The organism is Mycobacterium sp. 852013-51886_SCH5428379 (genome assembly GCF_001665575.1).
In the GTDB taxonomy this organism is placed as follows: domain Bacteria; phylum Actinomycetota; class Actinomycetes; order Mycobacteriales; family Mycobacteriaceae; genus Mycobacterium.
This window is the reverse complement of the sequence record NZ_LZSU01000043.1, coordinates 16723-32958: the sequence shown is the minus strand read 5'-3', so window position 1 is coordinate 32958 and position 16236 is coordinate 16723. Positions and strand designations below refer to the sequence as shown.

Annotated in this window: 15 protein-coding genes and 1 tRNA gene; 9 read left to right on the top strand and 7 right to left on the bottom strand. The window is 66.2% G+C overall.

All coding sequences use genetic code 11. The features are described from left to right. Positions 1-317: 317 nt before the first annotated feature. The gene (locus tag A5757_RS19005; RefSeq protein ID WP_197497387.1) at positions 318-677 is read left to right on the top strand and encodes a DUF732 domain-containing protein; all 360 of its coding nucleotides are present in this window, start codon (positions 318-320) and stop codon (positions 675-677) included. A gap of 323 nt (positions 678-1000) precedes the next feature. Here the strand turns inward: A5757_RS19005 and A5757_RS19000 are convergent, their stop codons facing one another. Together A5757_RS19000 and A5757_RS18995 are read right to left on the bottom strand one after the other, a co-directional pair. Beyond that, positions 1001-2332 (bottom strand): AAA family ATPase, encoded by a 1332-nt coding sequence (locus A5757_RS19000; RefSeq protein WP_197497386.1) that lies wholly within the window; start codon positions 2330-2332, stop codon positions 1001-1003. Positions 2333-2409: 77 nt separating this feature from the next. After that, entirely contained in the window at positions 2410-2628 is a 219-nt protein-coding gene (locus A5757_RS18995; RefSeq protein WP_066837112.1) for a hypothetical protein, read from the bottom strand. A 79-nt stretch (positions 2629-2707) separates the two neighbouring features. Between A5757_RS18995 and A5757_RS18990 the strand changes: the two genes are divergently transcribed. Together A5757_RS18990 and A5757_RS18985 are read left to right on the top strand one after the other, a co-directional pair. After that, positions 2708-3283, top strand: coding sequence for a hypothetical protein (locus A5757_RS18990; RefSeq protein WP_066837105.1), 576 nt, complete (start codon positions 2708-2710; stop codon positions 3281-3283). Positions 3284-3386: 103 nt separating this feature from the next. Then, positions 3387-4412 (top strand): site-specific integrase, encoded by a 1026-nt coding sequence (locus tag A5757_RS18985; RefSeq protein WP_231984056.1) that lies wholly within the window; start codon positions 3387-3389, stop codon positions 4410-4412. An 89-nt stretch (positions 4413-4501) separates the two neighbouring features. Here the strand turns inward: A5757_RS18985 and A5757_RS18980 are convergent. Further along, positions 4502-4575, bottom strand: a tRNA-Pro gene (locus A5757_RS18980). Between the two features lie 148 nt (positions 4576-4723). Here A5757_RS18980 and A5757_RS18975 point away from each other — a divergent pair. Genes A5757_RS18975 through A5757_RS18965 form a run of 3 tightly spaced genes read left to right on the top strand, consistent with a single transcriptional unit; the run spans position 4724 to position 7827 of the window. Beyond that, positions 4724-5767: a zinc-binding dehydrogenase gene (locus A5757_RS18975; RefSeq protein ID WP_066837102.1), complete on the top strand. Its 1044-nt coding sequence runs from the start codon at positions 4724-4726 to the stop codon at positions 5765-5767. A 1-nt stretch (position 5768) separates the two neighbouring features. Further along, positions 5769-6950 carry an L-rhamnonate dehydratase gene (gene rhmD, locus A5757_RS18970; protein ID WP_066837099.1) on the top strand — a complete coding sequence of 394 codons (1182 nt, stop codon included), beginning with the start codon at positions 5769-5771 and terminating at the stop codon, positions 6948-6950. A gap of 22 nt (positions 6951-6972) precedes the next feature. Beyond that, entirely contained in the window at positions 6973-7827 is an 855-nt protein-coding gene (locus tag A5757_RS18965) for a fumarylacetoacetate hydrolase family protein (protein WP_066837097.1), read from the top strand. Positions 7828-7853: 26 nt separating this feature from the next. Here A5757_RS18965 and A5757_RS18960 read toward each other — a convergent pair whose 3' ends face one another. Next, positions 7854-9221 carry an MFS transporter gene (locus A5757_RS18960; RefSeq protein WP_066837094.1) on the bottom strand — a complete coding sequence of 456 codons (1368 nt, stop codon included), beginning with the start codon at positions 9219-9221 and terminating at the stop codon, positions 7854-7856. 25 nt (positions 9222-9246) lie between these two features. After that, entirely contained in the window at positions 9247-10023 is a 777-nt protein-coding gene (locus tag A5757_RS18955) for an SDR family NAD(P)-dependent oxidoreductase (RefSeq protein ID WP_066837234.1), read from the bottom strand. A gap of 193 nt (positions 10024-10216) precedes the next feature. Between A5757_RS18955 and A5757_RS18950 the strand changes: the two genes are divergently transcribed. The 3 genes from A5757_RS18950 to A5757_RS18940 are packed head-to-tail and all read left to right on the top strand — an operon-like array spanning position 10217 to position 14159. Further along, the gene (locus A5757_RS18950; protein ID WP_066837092.1) at positions 10217-11752 is read left to right on the top strand and encodes a four-carbon acid sugar kinase family protein; all 1536 of its coding nucleotides are present in this window, start codon (positions 10217-10219) and stop codon (positions 11750-11752) included. Then, complete coding sequence (locus tag A5757_RS18945; protein WP_066837072.1) at positions 11749-12672, top strand: NAD(P)-dependent oxidoreductase; 924 nt, start codon at positions 11749-11751, stop codon at positions 12670-12672. Before A5757_RS18950 ends, A5757_RS18945 begins: the two co-directional genes overlap by 4 nt. Beyond that, entirely contained in the window at positions 12669-14159 is a 1491-nt protein-coding gene (locus A5757_RS18940) for a cryptochrome/photolyase family protein (protein WP_066837070.1), read from the top strand. The genes A5757_RS18945 and A5757_RS18940 overlap by 4 nt, the downstream gene beginning before the upstream one ends. A 10-nt stretch (positions 14160-14169) precedes the next feature. Here the strand turns inward: A5757_RS18940 and A5757_RS18935 are convergent, their stop codons facing one another. Then, positions 14170-14937 (bottom strand): sulfite exporter TauE/SafE family protein, encoded by a 768-nt coding sequence (locus A5757_RS18935; protein ID WP_197497393.1) that lies wholly within the window; start codon positions 14935-14937, stop codon positions 14170-14172. A gap of 49 nt (positions 14938-14986) precedes the next feature. Continuing rightward, positions 14987-15931, bottom strand: a complete 945-nt coding sequence (locus tag A5757_RS18930) for a sulfite exporter TauE/SafE family protein (protein ID WP_066837067.1) — start codon at positions 15929-15931, stop codon at positions 14987-14989. Positions 15932-16236 lie beyond the last annotated feature (305 nt).

The following is a 16236-nucleotide window of genomic DNA, read 5'->3' as shown; positions in this document are numbered from 1 at the left end:
GATGTCCGACTGTGGTGGGAGCTAAGACGCGCTCCGACAGAGTCCGATTTCACGACCGCCCACCTGTCTGGGTAGAACAAGCGAGTCGGTGTCTACGGCGGGCGTGCAGCCCTACCCAGGGGGCGGGTCGAAAGTTCGACCGGCGAAGTACGGCGACATCCTGTATCCCGATCTTTTCTCCCGAAGGATCGGAGTAACACACGAAAGGGGTTCGTACCGCCGGCCCCGATCCAGGAAGGCAGTAACGCCATCCTCGTACAGTGCCAGCTGACACACTTACGGGGCGCGCACCACCAGAGCAATTCGGAGGAGAGATGGTGTTCAAGAAGATGAGCACAGCCTTCGCCGCTATCACCGCGGCTGTCGTTTTCGCTGCGCCGGCCGAGGCTGACCAATGGGACTTCGTCAACGGTCTCGATGAACAGGGCATCTACTACGAGGACATCTCCGAGATTATCGACGTCGGCAAGCGCATCTGTTCCAACCTGCGGCAACAGATTAGCCCGCAATACGCGGGATCGCCGGCAGTCAGTGCTGGCTACGTGGCTAAAGAGACAGTGATCATCACTTATGCTGCGGCGCACTTCATGTGCCCCGACCAGCTACAGACGATCTATGACTATCGCGATGGCAAGATTCCAACGCAGTCAACGCCGCCAACGCGGGGATACTCGTAAGGATCGGAGCCGTTCGCAGTGTCACGAACGATGGCTGGCCAGAAGGATTCGATCCGTAAGACCCGCAGCTCACGACCGTGGCCGCGAACCGCAGGGGGGCTTCCGGTGATCGACGCACAGGCGAATACGGGCCGCAGATGCGGACCCCACGGCCGCACCATTGTGTGTTCACAGGCCAAACGCTCAACGGGGTGAGCCTCTGAGTCCTCCGACTCTCTGAATCCGGCGACCCACTGGCTCGACGGCAGTTGATCAACGACTTTTTGACCCACCGTCCCCCAGCCCCCCGTTCTAAAGAACGGGGGGTGTGGGGGTGGCTCGGCTCAGAGAAGTGGAGTCTGGGGGTAGGTGAGGGTTGACGCCCACGCTCTTCCAGCGTCGGTGAGCGCGTAAAGCGCTCCGTCCTTTGCGACGTGCTCGGACTCCCGCAGGTCAGTCAGTGCGCGTTCGAATGTCGACGGGGTCTGACCGTTGTCGACTGCTGCTTTTCGGAGCTTGGAGTATGTCGCACCGGCTGGGGGTAAGTGGTGAAGCATGGTGAGGGCGAGCTTCATCGCACGGTCGCCCATACCCCCACCCGCCGAATAGTTCGACACCACACACGATTCCGCAACCGGATCGAGCTTGAGGCCATGATGATCGTACTGCGGTCCATCTTTACGCTTCTCGCGGATCAGTTCGAACCCGACGCCGCCGGCCTTGATCGAGTACACCGTGTCGGCAGCACCTTCGATCGCCGACGACCCGCGCAACGTCTTGCCGTCCTTGCCTGTGTGGTGAATACCGAGGACGACGCCGCGCGCGTTCGGTGTGGCCTGAACCAGTTGCGCCATCGCGCTGACCGCGATGCCAGTGTCCTTTGCTGAGTTCTCGTCGGCCCCTACCATACAACGGGCCAACGTATCCAACACGATGAAGCCAAAGCCGCCGTCGCGGATGATGTCGCACAGTTCGATGACCTCGCCGCCGTTCAACAGATTGACCGCCACCGGCAGCACGCTCAGCTGTTGGTCGTCGATGGCACGCTCCCGCCCGACCTCCCAGGCGTCCAACCGCTTCTGCAGCCCTTGGGCACCTTCGGCGGCGACGTACAGCACGCGCCGCTGAGCAGTCGAACGGCCCTGCCAGCGCCGGCCGGTAGAGACGCTGGCGGCCCAGTCGAGTGCGACGAAACTCTTCCCTGTGCCCCACTTTCCGTAGAGCACCGCCGTCGTCCCTTGATCCAGCACGTTGTCGATCAGCGGCATGGGCTTCGGAAGGTTGCGCAGGCAACCCCGGCTGAGTAGTCGGGAGGCGAGCCCCGCGGTCGGCTTCGCTGGCTGTCCTGTGCCGTGGCGCGGAACCTTCATGCCCGTCTGCGTGCCGGATCTGATGGTTGCGTGGATCTCTCGGTCGTCGAGGCCCGCCCGACGTCCGGCGTCGCTCAATTGTTCCACGACCTCATGCTCCGCCAGTTCGCCACCACCGACGAGCTGGCCCATTGTGAAAGCGGCCCGGTTCAGGCGGTCGTTGCGGCTGCCCTCTGCGGTGTTGGCGACGGCGTCGCATTCCTCCCTCAGCGCCTTTGTCCCATATCGCGTGGAGGACGCGGTCGTGGCCCTGATCGGGCGTTGCAGCCGCGACTCTCCGTCGAGAGCTTGCAGGAAAGACTTCACGGGCTCCCGCCGATCCTGACGGGGAACGTCGTTCAGCCCCGTGGAGTCCAGGACGCACTCCCATTCTCCAGTGCCGCTCATGCGACGGCACTACCCATCACGCCGTCCACCGCCGGCAGTTCGCACAGTCGAGCTACGTAAGCCGACAGCGACCTGGCAGTGATGAAGCCGCGCGCCCCGATCTTGACTTGTTCGATTTCCGAACTAGCGACCAGCTCGTACAGTTTCGTCTTGCCGATACCGCCGAGGACCCCTCTGGCCTCTTCATAAGGCAGCAACAGTCGGCCATCAATCATCTTTCGTATTTCTCCGTTCAAGGATGCTCCGCCGCGCATCGGCGGATGCGTCTGCTAGTCTGTCATGTGAATATGACAGATGACGCATGACAGAGAGGATTTTCCATTGTCACCTCCCGAGGACGACGGGTGGAAGACCGTCTCGACGAAGAACTACGAGATACCGCTGCGCGATGGCGCAGTCGTCGTGATCGCGGACTTCAAAGACCTGGTTCCTATGGGTGATGGAGTCGCGTGCAGGAAGGCTCTGTACCGCCGGGACGGGCTGGAGGTAGCGTGGGAGATCCAACGCGGCGTTCCTGAGTGCACAAGTGTGACGTTGCGCGCCGAAGCTGCCGGGTTGCTGACCAGAGATCTGCACGCCATTCGCCTCGACGACATCCGTGAGACCGTCTACAGCGCCATCGGGATCGCCGCCTTCACGCCCGATGGCGAGGAGTATGAGATGTCGCCGGCCGAGGCACGCAAGGCAGCCAACCGAGCTGCATCCCGCCGCACGGTAACCGACGAGCGAATCAAGCGAGTTGCCGAGATTCACCGTGGTGCGCCGGAAGGTCGGCGCACCGCTGCCGTAGCGGCTGCGTTTCAGGTACATGAGCGAACCGCGCTCCGCTACATCGCCAAAGCGAGGGAAGAGGGCTATCTGCATGGCTAAGCGGGCCAACGGCGAAGGCAGTGTCCGGCAACGTCCTAACGGTCGCTGGGAGGGGCGCCTATCGTACCGCGAGACGACTACCGACGAGCTGAAGTCAGTGTCCGTGTACGCGGCTTCCGCAGCCGAATGCCGGCGGGAGTTGAAGAAGGTCCGGCAGCGCGTCGAGGAAGGCAAACCGGCGAAGGACGCTCCCGACACGGTTGCCTCCTGGCTGGCACGGTGGCGCGAGAACTCACTGGCGGCGGGCAACCTCGCCCCGTCCACGAAGTCGACCTACGGCACCCTGTCGCGCAAGCATCTGGAGGGCGGCAAGATCGGCGTCAAGCGACTGGACCGCCTGAGGCCGTCAGACGTCGAGGCGATGATCGTTGAGCTCCGCCAGAAGTTGGCTCCCTCCTCAGTCAGGCAGTGCTACACCGTCCTTCGGTCTGGTCTTGAGGTGGCGGTCAGGGATGGGCTTCTCGGCGAAAACCCGGCGGCCAAAGTGAAACGTCCGAAGGCACCCAAGACCGAAGCCCGTTACCTCGCGGCGGGCGATGTCGTTCTTCTGTTGGAAGCCGCGCAAGGGTTGCGCTACCACCTTGCAATCCTGCTGATGGCCGCGACCGGACTGCGGCGAGGTGAAGTGTGCGCACTCGCTTGGTCGGACGTCGACCTCGACAAGGGTGAGTTCCGGGTTCGGCACAACCTGTCCCGGCTGGAGGGGCGACTGATCCTGACGCCACCGAAATCGGAGAGGTCCCGTCGTCGGGTGCCCTTGCATGCCGGCCTGGTGACGGAGTTACGAGCGTGGCGCAAGCAGCAGCTTAAGGAGCGCCTCGCGGCCGGTGATCAGTGGACCGATACCGGCATGGTGTTCTGCACCGAGTTCGGCACGATGGTCGACCCGCGAAACATCACGCGAACGGTTGAGATCGCAGCCAAGAAGGCCGGCGTCGGCAAGGCGACCTCCCACACGATGAGGCACTCCGCGGCGACGGCATGGCTGGAGTCCGGCGTCCACATCAAGGCGGTGTGCGACCTCCTTGGGCACTCCTCCATCAGCATCACGGGCGACCTGTACGGCCACACCTCCGACAACAGTGCCCGGTCGGCCATCGACGGTCTGGGTGCCGCGCTCGGATTGTGAACGCCCGTTCGACCTGATTTGGGTACTGGGTATGGGTACGGAGCAGAAAAGGCACTTTCCGAATCTCCGGAAAGTGCCTCTGACCTGCGTCGGGCTGACAGGATTTGAACCTGCGACCACTTGACCCCCAGTCAAGTGCGCTACCAAGCTGCGCCACAGCCCGCGCGCTGCCGAGGATCGCCCGGCAGCGGTCGAAATGCTACCGCAGACCCGCACCGAGATCCCAACCGCGTACCCCTCCGGTGTGACGCTTAGCACCGAACGGTGCGGGTAACCCGTATCACATGGCGGTGCGGCCCCCTGTCCCTGACATGAAAGCTCTGGTCCTCGAAGACTTCGGCCGCATGACCGTCCAGGAGCGCCGCACGCCGTCGCCGGCAGGCGACGAGGTCCTGATCGAGATCGTCGCCACCGGAATCTGCGGCTCGGACATCCACGGTTACACCGGAGAGAACGGTCGCCGTATCCCCGGCCAGATCATGGGCCACGAGACGGTCGGCATCGTCGCGGAAATGGGGACTGAAGCTGCGTCCCAAGAGTTCACCGTCGGCGATGTGGTGACCTTCAACCCGGTCGTCGTGCCCGCTGAGCACGTGGCGGAGTTCTCCGGGCGGGAGCAGCACTGCCCGGACAAGTACGTCATCGGCGTGGCGCCCGACGTCGTGGCCGCGTTCGCACAGTACGTCACGGTCCCGGCGCGCAACGTCGTGCGTCTCCGTCCCGACATGCCGGTCGAATACGGCGCCTTGATCGAACCGCTCGCCGTCGGCGTTCATGCCGTTCGCCGCGTCGGCGTCGACCACACCTCGACAGTCCTCGTCCTCGGCGGCGGACCGATCGGACAATCGGCGATCCTGGCGGCCCGCATGGCGGGCGCCCGCGACATCGTGGTGAGCGAACCCGACGCCGGCCGCCGGGCGTTGTGCGAACGTCTACACGCCCGGACCATCGATCCGAAGACCGGACCGGTGCCCGAACAAGTACGACGACTTCTCGGTGGCCCCGCTACCGTGGCGATCGACGCCGTCGGTATCGAACCGACCGTCGCGGCCGCCCTGGAGTCGGTGCAACTCGGCGCCATGGTCTGCCTCGTCGGCATGGGCGCACCGCAATTCGTCCTGCCCGCGTATAGAGTCAGCACCGACGAGCGATCCCTGGTCGGTAGCTTCACCTATTCGGCACAGGATTTCCGCGACGCGGCCCACTGGGTGTCCGGCGCCCCACCGGAACTCGAAGAACTGATCTCGCGTCAGGTGCCTCTCGAGGACGGCCCGCAGGCGTTCGCCGATCTCGCCCGGGGCGACGGCACAGCCGGCAAGGTCCTGGTCCGCCTGCAACCGGCGTCGGGCACCTGACATGGACGGCCGCAGCAGGATTCGCCACGTCCGCGCCTTCGTCGCGCACGGCGGCGGGGCCGACTACCACGACCAGAGCAGCGGACACTGGATCGACGATCACATCGCCACCCCGATGTCCGTCTATCCCGCCTACCGGCAGTCCCGCCAATCGTTCGGCATCAACGTCCTCGGCACCTTGGTGGTCGAGATCGAGGCCGACGACGGCACGGTCGGTTTCGCCATCACCACCGGTGGGGAGATCGGTGCCTTCATCGTCGAGAAGCACCTGGCCCGGTTCCTCGAAGGTGCGAACGTCACTGACACAGAACGTATCTGGGATCAGATGTACCGCTCCACCCTCTTCTACGGACGGCGCGGGGTGGTGCTCAACGCCATCAGCGGGGTGGATCTCGCGCTGTATGACCTGCTGGGGAAGCTCCGTCAGGAACCGGTGTACGCGCTTCTCGGCGGGCCGGTCCGCGACGAACTCACCTTCTACGCCACCGGCGCGCGACCGGACGTCGCGCAGCAACTGGGTTTCATCGGCGGGAAGATGCCGCTGCACCACGGCCCCGCCGAAGGAGAAGAGGGCCTGCGGCGCAACCTCGACGAACTTCGCGACATGCGCGAACGCGTCGGCCCGGACTTCTGGCTGATGCTCGACTGCTGGATGTCGCTCGACGTCGAGTACGCCATCCGCCTGTCGCACGGCGCCGCCGAATACGGTCTGCGGTGGATCGAAGAAGCGCTCCTGCCCGACGACTACTGGGGTTACCAACGGCTGCGTCAAGCAGCGCCACCCACGGTGCTCGTCACCACCGGCGAACACGAAGCCACCCGGTGGGGGTTCCGCCACCTACTGGAGATGCGTTGTGCGGACATCATCCAGCCCGACGTGGGCTGGTGCGGCGGCATCACCGAACTGTTGAAGATCTCGGCGCTGGCCGACGCCCACGGCGCGATGGTGATCCCGCACGGATCGTCGGTCTACTCCTACCATTTCGTCCTGACCCGCACGAACAGCCCGTTCGCCGAATTCCTCATGATGCACCCCACCGCCGAGGAAGTCGTGCCCATGTTCTCCCCCATGCTGCTCGACGAGCCGGTCCCGGTCGACGGGCGCGTGAAGGTTCCCGACCGACCCGGATTCGGCGTCCGCCTGAACCCCGACGTCGAACTCGCCCGTCCGTACGACCACTGACCCGGCAAGGAGTGAGTCCCCCATGCGTCTTGCACGGCTCGGCAACGCCGGCAACGAGATTCCGGTCGCGATCGACGGCGACATCAGCTACGACCTCTCCCTCATCACCCGAGACATCGACGGAGCGTTTCTCGCTGCCGACGGTGTGAAGACCGTGAGAGCGGCGCTCGCCGCGGGACGGCTCAGCCCACTGGCGGGTGCGGCCGACATGCGCTTCGGCCCACCGTTGGCGAACCCGCGGGCGGTGCTGTGTATCGGCCAGAACTACGCAGCCCACGCTGCCGAGTCCGGCAGCGCCCCACCAGCAGCACCGGTGTTGTTCTTCAAGCACCCCAACACCGTTGTCGGGCCCTATGACGACGTCCGCATCCCGCCGGGAGCGACGACCGTCGACTGGGAGATAGAACTGGCTGTCGTGATCGGCAAAACCGCCCGCTACCTGGCGTCGCCCGACGAGGCTTTCGACTGCATCGCGGGATACGCCGTGAGCAACGACGTATCAGAGCGCGCATACCAGATGGAGAAGTCAGGCGGCCAGTGGTCGAAGGGCAAGTGCTGTGAAACCTTCAATCCCCTGGGGCCCTTCCTGGTGCCGGCCGACGACGTTCCCGATCCACAGGGACTTCGGCTGTGGTCGAAAGTCAACGGTGAACCGCGGCAGGACTCGTCGACCGCGGACATGATCTTCTCGGTCGCCCATCTCGTCTGGGACCTCTCTCAGTACCTGGTGCTGGACCCCGGCGACATCATCAACACCGGGACACCCGAGGGCGTGGCGCTGTCGGGCCGGTTCCCCTACTTGGCCCCCGGCGACACCATGGAGGTCGGCATCGACGGCCTCGGGCAACAACGGCAACGACTCGTGCATGCACCGTAGTACCGAAGCGGTTGCCACGCAATCGATCAGCGAATCGAAACCGGGGCGGCGTCCACCTCATCCAGACGGCCCGCCTCGATCTGGTTCGCCTTCTTGAACAACGCGGTCGCCACGAACAGGAACGCCCCGAGCAACGCTCCCACCGCCAACGAATACAGACCGGCATTGCCGCCGATGGACTCGTTGAAGAAGTCGCGCATGTTGGGCGCCAGGAAGCCGCCGAGATTGCCCAGCGAATTGATCAGACCGATGCCAGCTGCCGCGGCATAACCGGTCAGGTATTCGGTCGGCAGTGTCCAGAAGATCGGCTGCATGGCCACGAAACCCATTGCGGCAATGGACAGTCCTGCGATCGCGACCACCGGTGTGTCGCTGAACATTCCCGACATCACTATGCCGACGGAAGTGACGAGCAGGCACACCGTTCCAATCGGCCGGTGCTTGCGCGTGCGGTCCGCAATACCTGGGATGAACGCAACCGCGATCAACGCGAACACCCACGGAATGGCTGTCACCAACGAGGCCATGAAACCCAGCTTCTGACCGGTGATGGCCGTCACCTGTGTCGGCAGGAAGAACGTGACACCGTAGACTGCGACCTGGATGCAGAAGTAGATCAGCGCGAAATACCACACCCGCCAATTCGCCAGCGCCCGCAACACTTTCTGGGGCGCGTGCCCCTCCGCCTTCGCCAGGTCTTCGGCCGCAATCGTCTCGGCCAGCGCCTGGCGCTCATCGTCGGGCAGCCACTTCGCGTCCTTCGGCTTGTCGGTGAGGTAGAAGTAGGCCCAGACACCGACGACGACGGCAATCAGGCCCTCGACCATGAACATCCACTGGATGCCGCGAAGCTGGAAAAGGCCGTCAAGTTCCAGGAGGCCACCCGACAGCGGGTTGCCGAGGATACCGGCCATCGCGATGCCGGCGTAGAAGTATCCACGCGCGCGGCTGAGGTGCCGGGCCGGAAACCAGTAGGTGAGGTAAAGGATCACGCCCGGAAAGAACCCGGCCTCCGCCACCCCCAGCAGGAAACGCAGGATGTAGAAACTGATCGGACCCTGGACGAACATGAACGCCGTCGCAATGATCCCCCAGCTCACCATGATTCGGGCCAGCCACCATCGTGCCCCGACCTTGTGCAGCAGCAGGTTACTGGGTACCTCGAAGATGGCGTAGCCGACGAAGAACAGGCCGGCGCCGAACGCGTAGGCGCTAGCGCTGATGCCGAAGTCGACTTCGAACTCCTCCTGAGCGAAGGAGACGTTGCTTCTGTCCAGAAACGCGATGATGTACATCAACAGCAGGAACGGGAGCAGTCGGCGAAATACCTTCTTCGTCGCCCGCTCGCTCAGTTCGTGGCGGCGCTGAGCGGCCGTCGCGGTGGTGTCCGACATCTCCGTCTCCTCGTGTCGTGTGACGTCAGTGCATGTACTTGCCGCCGTCGATCTGAATGGTCGCTCCGTTGATGTATCCGGCTCCCGCGGAGAGCAGGAAGGCCACGGTGGCCGCGATTTCCTCGGGCTGGCCGACGCGGCCCAGCGGTATCCCCGACGACATCGAGGCTTTCCGTTCATCGGTCAGCCGGCCACCCATGATCTCGGTGTCGATCGGCCCGGGTGCCAGCACGTTGACTGTGATCCCGTAAGGGCCGAGCTCGCGGGCGCCCCCGTGGGCCATGCCGATCACAGCGGCCTTCGCGGTCGCGTAGACCCCCTTGGAGAAGGTCCCGCCTCCGTCGAACGCCGTGATGGACGAGACGTTGACGATCCGTCCGGCGCCCTGGGGGATCATCCGCGCGGCCGCGGCCTTGAGCATCAGATACGAGCCGGTGACGTTCACCGCCATGACTCGCTCGAATTCGTCGAGCCCGCATTCGTGTAACGGGGTCGGAGAGGCGATACCCGCGAGATTCACCAAGCCTGCGACCGACGGCAGATCCGCGTCGACCCGTGCGAAGAGCTCGTTCACCGAATGCTCTGACGCGACGTTCGTGGGCACCGCCACCACGCCGTTGTGGCCGGCGTCGCGCAACTCGGACTCCACAGCGGCGAGCCCCTCGACGTTGACGTCGGCGAGGGCGACGTGCCAGCCGTTCTCGGCCAGAACACGTGCGGTGACTCGGCCGATGCCCGCGGGACCGCCGGCGCCGGTGATGACGGCGGTGCGCCGCTCAGGTAGAGCGCCGGTGTCAGACATCATTGGTCGTACTCCTTGGTGGTCCTCGGCCCGGCGTCCGTCGTGAGCCGGGCCGCCCATGGCGGGTACCCACTCCGGTGTGACCCAAGACACAAGAAGGACCGATTTGTGGCTGTGATCACCCATCGGCTCCTCTAGGCTTTTGGCGTAGAGGCAGCCCGCGTCGAATCCCGGCGGCCTTCGAGAGGCTCACATGACCGTCCGCCCGAACACACCAGAACCACCGATTACCGGTGCGCTTCCGTTGGCGGACCTGCTGGCCGAGCAGCCGCCCGTGCGTGACGTCGGGACGAACCTCGACGAAATCCGGGCCGGCCGGCGCCTGGTGGTCCTCGACGATGATCCGACGGGCACCCAGACGGTTGCTGACCTCCCGGTGCTGACCAGCTGGTCGGTACCCGACCTGCGGTGGGCGTTGCAGCAACCCACGACCGGGTTCTTCGTGCTCACCAACACGCGCAGCCTCTCGGAAACCGATGCCGCGGAACGCAACCGGCAGGTCATGCGGGCGCTCGCCGAGGCGGCGCGGCTGGAAGGCGATCTGCGCTATGTCGTCGCGAGCCGCAGCGACTCGACCCTGCGCGGCTACTTCCCGCTGGAAACCGACGTGTTGTCCGCCGAGCACGCGGCGCTCGGGTACCCCGTCGACGGGATAGTCATCAACCCCGGCTATATCGAGCCGGGGCGCATCACGGTGGACTCGATCCACTGGATGCGTACCGACGAGGGCATGATCCCGGTGTCCCACAGCGAATTCGCCACGGATGCCAGCTTCGGGTACGTCAACTCCGACCTGCGGGACTGGGTGGAGGAGAAAACCGGCGGCCGATACACGCGATCCGACGTCGCGCGGGTGACCCTGCGCGACGTGCGGGAAGGTGGGCCGGACCGCGTCCAGGAGATCCTCGCCGGTCTGCATGACGGCCGGCCGGTCGTGGTCGATGCGGCCGACGACGCCGACCTCCAGGTGGTGGTGCTCGCGTTGATCCGGGCCGAGGAGCGCGGGAAGACCTTCATCTACCGCGTCGGGCCGTCGTTCGTTCGGGCGCGCACCGGACAACGGCCCACGCCGGCTGTCGAGGCCGCCCGACTCTCCGAGATCCTGGCCCGCTCGGAGCCGGCGCCGTCCGACGACACCCGGGCCTCCGCACCGCACGGGCTCATCGTGATCGGATCGCACGTCGGCCTCACCACCCGTCAGCTCGACCAGCTACGCGCGACCGGCCACATCCTCGAGCTGGAGCTCGACGTGCCTACCCTTCTGGTGGCCGCCAGCCGCGACCGACACGTCACCCGGATCGCCAATGAGGGAGCGGAACTGTTGCTCGACAACGCTTCTGACAGTGACATTGTGATCAGCACCAGCCGGACACTGGTCAAAGGGCGCGACTCGGCGGACAGCCTGGTGATCGCCCGCACCGTCAGCGCGGGACTCGTCGACGCGGTCCGTGAGATCGTCGATCTGGTGCGGCCGAAGTTCGTACTCGCCAAGGGCGGCATCACCTCTTCGGACACCGCGACGGATGGTCTGGGCATCCGGCGGGCCTGGTGCCGCGGCACCATGTTGCCCGGCATCGTGTCGCTGTGGCAGCCGGTCTCTGGACCGGCCGCCGCCATTCCGTACATCGTGTTCGCCGGCAACGTGGGCGACGACCATGCGCTGGCCGACGTGGTCGACACCCTGCGCAGGGCGTGGCGGTCCGATCAAGGAGCAGAGGTACCCGAATGACCCAGAACGACGGTCCGGACATCGCCGTGATCGGTATGGGCGCCATGGGTCTGCCCATGGCGACCCACCTGGCCTCCGCGTTCGCCGTGACCGGCTATGAACCGCACCCGCCGCGCCAAGCACAAGCCGAGGAGGCCGGCATCCGTGTCGAACCGACACCGGCCGCGGCGTGCGCGAACGCCGGCATCGCCATGCTTGCCGTCCGCGATGCAGCACAGGCCGAAGCGGCCCTGTTCGGATCGGACGGAGTGATCGAGACCCTGCCGCCGGGCGCGCCGGTCATCCTGACCAGCACCGTCGGACCAGACGCCGCGCGTGCCCTCGCGGACCAGCTCGCCGAATCCGGGCATCCACTCGTCGATGCGCCGATCAGCGGCGGCCCCGTCCGCGCGGGGAACGGTGATCTGCTCATCGTCGTCGGCGCGGACGACCAGGCATTGAGCACCGTAAGACCAGTGCTGAACCACCTCGCGTCCACGCTGACCGTCGTCGGGCCCCGACCGGGCGACGGCCAGGCCCTCAAGACGATCAACCAACTCCTCGCCGGCGTGCACATCGCCGCGGCGGCGGAGGCGGTCGCGTTGGCCCGCGGTGTGGGGCTGGACCCTGGGGTGGTGATCGAGGCGTTGTCGCAGGGCGCGGCCGGCAGCTTCATGTTCGCCGACCGCGGTCCCCGGATGCTGCAGGCCTACACCGGAGGCGCCGAGGTCAAGTCCAGAGTCGACATCTTCGTCAAGGACATGGGCATCGTGGCCGAGGTCGGTCGCGCCTCCCATGTGCCGCTGCCCCTGGCGGCTGCGGCGCAACAACTGTTCTTGATCGCCGAGGCGGCTGGACTGGGCGCGCATGACGACTCCAGCGTCGTGACCATCCTGTCTCCCGACGCGCCAATCCGAACGACTCCTACTCTCGAGGGGTGACCGGCGCGCGCGACGACACTCCGCTGTGGCTGTTCGCCGATCAACTCGGCCCCGCCGTCCACGGCGGCGAGCACGCCCACCGCGAGGTGTTGCTGATCGAGGCCGGCCATGCGCTGCGCAAACGCCGCTATCACCGCCAGAAGCTGCACATCGTGCTGTCGGCGCTGCGGCACGCCGCCCGCGACCTCGGCGACCGCGCCACCCTGATCACGTCCGACACCTACACCGACGCCCTCGAGCGGTTCGACCGTCCCGTGCTGGTCCACCAGCCGACGTCGTTCGCCGCCGAGCGCTTCGTCCATCGCCTCCGCGAACGGGGCCTGGTGGCCGACGTGCTGCCCACGCCCACCTTCGCCCTCCCCCGGGCCGACTTCGAACAGTGGGCCGGGAACCGGACGCGCTTCCGCATGGAGGACTTCTACCGCGATCAGCGCCGCCGCTTCGACGTGCTCATGCGCGGTGCAGAACCGGAGGGAAACCGCTGGAACTTCGACGAGGAGAACCGCGAGTCACCGCCGAAAAAGCAGGCGTCACTGGACATCCCGGCCCCGTATCAGCCCCGCGAGGACGACATCGACGATCAGGTCCGCCGCGACCTGGACCGCATGGACCTGCCCACCGTCGGCGTCGACGGTCCCCGGCTGTTCGCGGTGACGCCCGCGGAGGCGAAGCGTGCGCTCACTCGGTTCATCGAGCACCGCCTCCCGACCTTCGGCCGCTGGGAGGACGCGATGATGGGCCAGGACTGGGCCATGTCGCATTCGCTCCTCTCGGTGCCCCTCAACCTCGGTGTGCTGCACCCGCTCGATGCCGTGCACGCCGCCGAAGACGCCTACCGACGAGGCGACGCCCCGCTGGCCGCCGTCGAGGGATTCATCCGGCAGATCCTCGGCTGGCGCGAGTACATGTGGCACCTCTACTGGCATTTCGGCGAACACTACGTCGACAACAACGAACTCGCCGCCCATACCCCGCTACCCGACTGGTGGGCCGACCTCGACGCCGACGCTGTCACCGCCGAATGCCTGCGCCACGCCCTGATGGGGCTGCGCGAGCGTGGGTGGACCCACCACATCCAGCGGCTGATGATCCTCGGCAACCACGCTCTGCAGCGCGGCTACGATCCCCGCCGGCTCACCGAGTGGTTCGCCACCGCCTACGTCGACGGCTTCCGGTGGGTGATGCCCACCAACGTCGTCGGCATGAGCCAGCACGCGGACGGCGGCCGGCTCGCCACCAAGCCTTACGCCGCCGGCGGCGCCTACATCAACCGGATGAGCGACCACTGCGGTGACTGCGCCTACGACCCGAAGAAGCGCCTCGGCGAGGATGCCTGCCCCTTCACCGCCGGCTATTGGGAATTCGTGCACCGCCACCGCGACCGGTTGGAGCGCAACACCCGCACCCGCCGGGCGGTGCAAACCATGGATCGGCTCAAGGACCTCGACGGGGTGCTCGAACAGGAACGCGGCCGGACCTCGTTCTAAAGCGTGAGTTCTAGAGCGTCACCAGTCGCCAGAGGCCGATCAGGCCGACCACGACGATGACGGCGCGCAGCGCGTTCGGCGACAGCCGCCGCCCGTAGTGGGCGCCCAGGAATCCGCCGAGCAGCGACCCGGCGGCGATCAATCCCGCCGCCGCCCAGCTGATCCGGTCGAACGCCACCAGCGTGTAGCCGATCGCCGCGACCACGTTGACGATCAGCGACAGCAGGTTCTTGGCGGCGTTCATCCGCTGCATCGACTCGGGCAGCAGGGCGCCCATCGCCGCGATGAGGAGGATGCCCTGCGCGGCGGTGAAGTAGCCGCCGTAGACACCGACCGCGAACGTCGCTGCCACCAGCGCCACCATCCGGCCCGTGCTGACGTGGTCGGCGGAACGTCCGCTGTCCTCGGCCCGCCGCCGGGCCCACGCCTGAATCCGCGGCCCGACGATCACCAGCACCAGTGCCAGGATCAGCAGGACGGGCACCACCTGGGCGAACACGGTCTCCGGCAGATGCAGGAGCAGCCAGGCGCCCAGCGCCGCGCCGAGCAGCGACCCGGGCATCTGCCAGGCCAGCCGCTTCCACTGCCCGCGTAGCTCGCGCCGGTACCCCCACGTGCCCGAGACACCCCCGGCCACCAGGCCGACCGCGTTGGACATCGTCGCGGTGACCGGCGGGAAGCCCAGGGTCACCAGCGTCGGAAACGTGATCAGGGTCCCCGAGCCGACGATCGCGTTGATCGCCCCCGCCCCGACGCCCGCCAGGGCAATCAGGACCATCTCGAGTACGGACACGCGCGAACCCTAACGGTCCTGGGTCACGGTGCGCTCAGCGCGTCTCGTCGAGAGTCGTCTCCGGAGTCTCGGCGGTGTCGTTAACGACGTCGGCTTGCAGACCTGCGGGCACGTACTCCGGCGCCTTCATCAGCCTCCAGGCCAGGAAGAGGAACCCGGCCCATGCGACGACGATGCCGGTGTAGATCAGCGTGGACCAGGGAACGGTGATGTCGAAGTAGTGGACCAGCTTCTGGGAATTGCTGAGCACGATGACGCCGCCGACCGCGGTGCCCAGCAGGGCCGGGCTGATACGGCTGACCAGCCAGGCCGCGAACGGCGCCGCAATCACGCCGCCGACCGCCAGACCGAGGACCACGAGCAAATTGTCGAAGAACTGCTCGCGCAGGCCGATGAGGAAGCCCAGCGACGCCGACACCGCGACCAGGAACTCCGAGGCGCTCACCGAGCCGATGACGGTGCGCGGGGCGGTCTTGCCGCTCGACAACAAAGTGCTGGTCGTGACCGGACCCCAACCACCGCCGCCAGAGGCGTCGATGAACCCGCCGAACAGGCCCAGCGGGCTGAGGAACTTCGCGCTGTGCTTCGTGGTGCCGACCTTGACCGCGGGTGGGTGGCGCAGCGAGAACCGCAGCAGCACGTAGATGCCGATGCTGACCAGGATCGCGGCCATCACCGGCGCGGCGTCCTCCGTGGACAGCGACGACAGCACGGTTGCCCCGAGGAACGCGCCGATCGCACCGGGGACACCCAGTTTGGCGACGATGTGCCAGTCGATGTTCTTGAACCGCCAGTGCGACAGTCCGGAGGCAAACGTCGTCCCCACCTCGGCAAGGTGCACCGCGGCGCTGGCCTGCGCGGATGCCACACCACTGAGCACCAGCAGCGTCGAGGCGGTCACTCCGAACGCCATGCCCAGCGCGCCGTCGACCAGCTGCGCACCGACACCGACCAGGGTGAAGATGATGAGTGAACGCATGAACTGCTTCCGAACAGCGGGCGCCGGTGGCGACAGCCCGGGAAATGGTCATCGAGCGCGTATCAGCTACGCGGACAACACCACTCGTCGAAAGACATGAGCCGACGGGACGGCCAGAACGGTTCGAGCGCGAAGGCGTGAGACGGTGCGGCACGGAAGGCGTTCTCGGCCACCGGCTGCTCCTCTCTGCTCCGACGCATACGAACCCGAATCACTCTACCCCCGCGACCTCGCTCCGTGCTCATGGTCGCTCATCGAGACCTCGCTCCGTGCTCATGGTCGCTCATCGAGACCTCGCTCCGTGC

Excerpts from the sequence above, each read along its gene's own strand:
- A5757_RS18995 (WP_066837112.1), bottom strand. The coding sequence starts at position 2,628 with ATGATTGATGGCCGACTGTTGCTGCCTTATGAAGAGGCCAGAGGGGTC.
- A5757_RS18990 (WP_066837105.1), top strand. The coding sequence starts at position 2,708 with ATGACGCATGACAGAGAGGATTTTCCATTGTCACCTCCCGAGGACGAC.
- A5757_RS18975 (WP_066837102.1), top strand. The coding sequence starts at position 4,724 with ATGAAAGCTCTGGTCCTCGAAGACTTCGGCCGCATGACCGTCCAGGAG.
- rhmD (WP_066837099.1), top strand. The coding sequence starts at position 5,769 with ATGGACGGCCGCAGCAGGATTCGCCACGTCCGCGCCTTCGTCGCGCAC.
- A5757_RS18965 (WP_066837097.1), top strand. The coding sequence starts at position 6,973 with ATGCGTCTTGCACGGCTCGGCAACGCCGGCAACGAGATTCCGGTCGCG.
- A5757_RS18960 (WP_066837094.1), bottom strand. The coding sequence starts at position 9,221 with ATGTCGGACACCACCGCGACGGCCGCTCAGCGCCGCCACGAACTGAGC.
- A5757_RS18955 (WP_066837234.1), bottom strand. The coding sequence starts at position 10,023 with ATGTCTGACACCGGCGCTCTACCTGAGCGGCGCACCGCCGTCATCACC.
- A5757_RS18950 (WP_066837092.1), top strand. The coding sequence starts at position 10,217 with ATGACCGTCCGCCCGAACACACCAGAACCACCGATTACCGGTGCGCTT.
- A5757_RS18945 (WP_066837072.1), top strand. The coding sequence starts at position 11,749 with ATGACCCAGAACGACGGTCCGGACATCGCCGTGATCGGTATGGGCGCC.
- A5757_RS18935 (WP_197497393.1), bottom strand. The coding sequence starts at position 14,937 with ATGGTCCTGATTGCCCTGGCGGGCGTCGGGGCGGGGGCGATCAACGCG.
- A5757_RS18930 (WP_066837067.1), bottom strand. The coding sequence starts at position 15,931 with ATGCGTTCACTCATCATCTTCACCCTGGTCGGTGTCGGTGCGCAGCTG.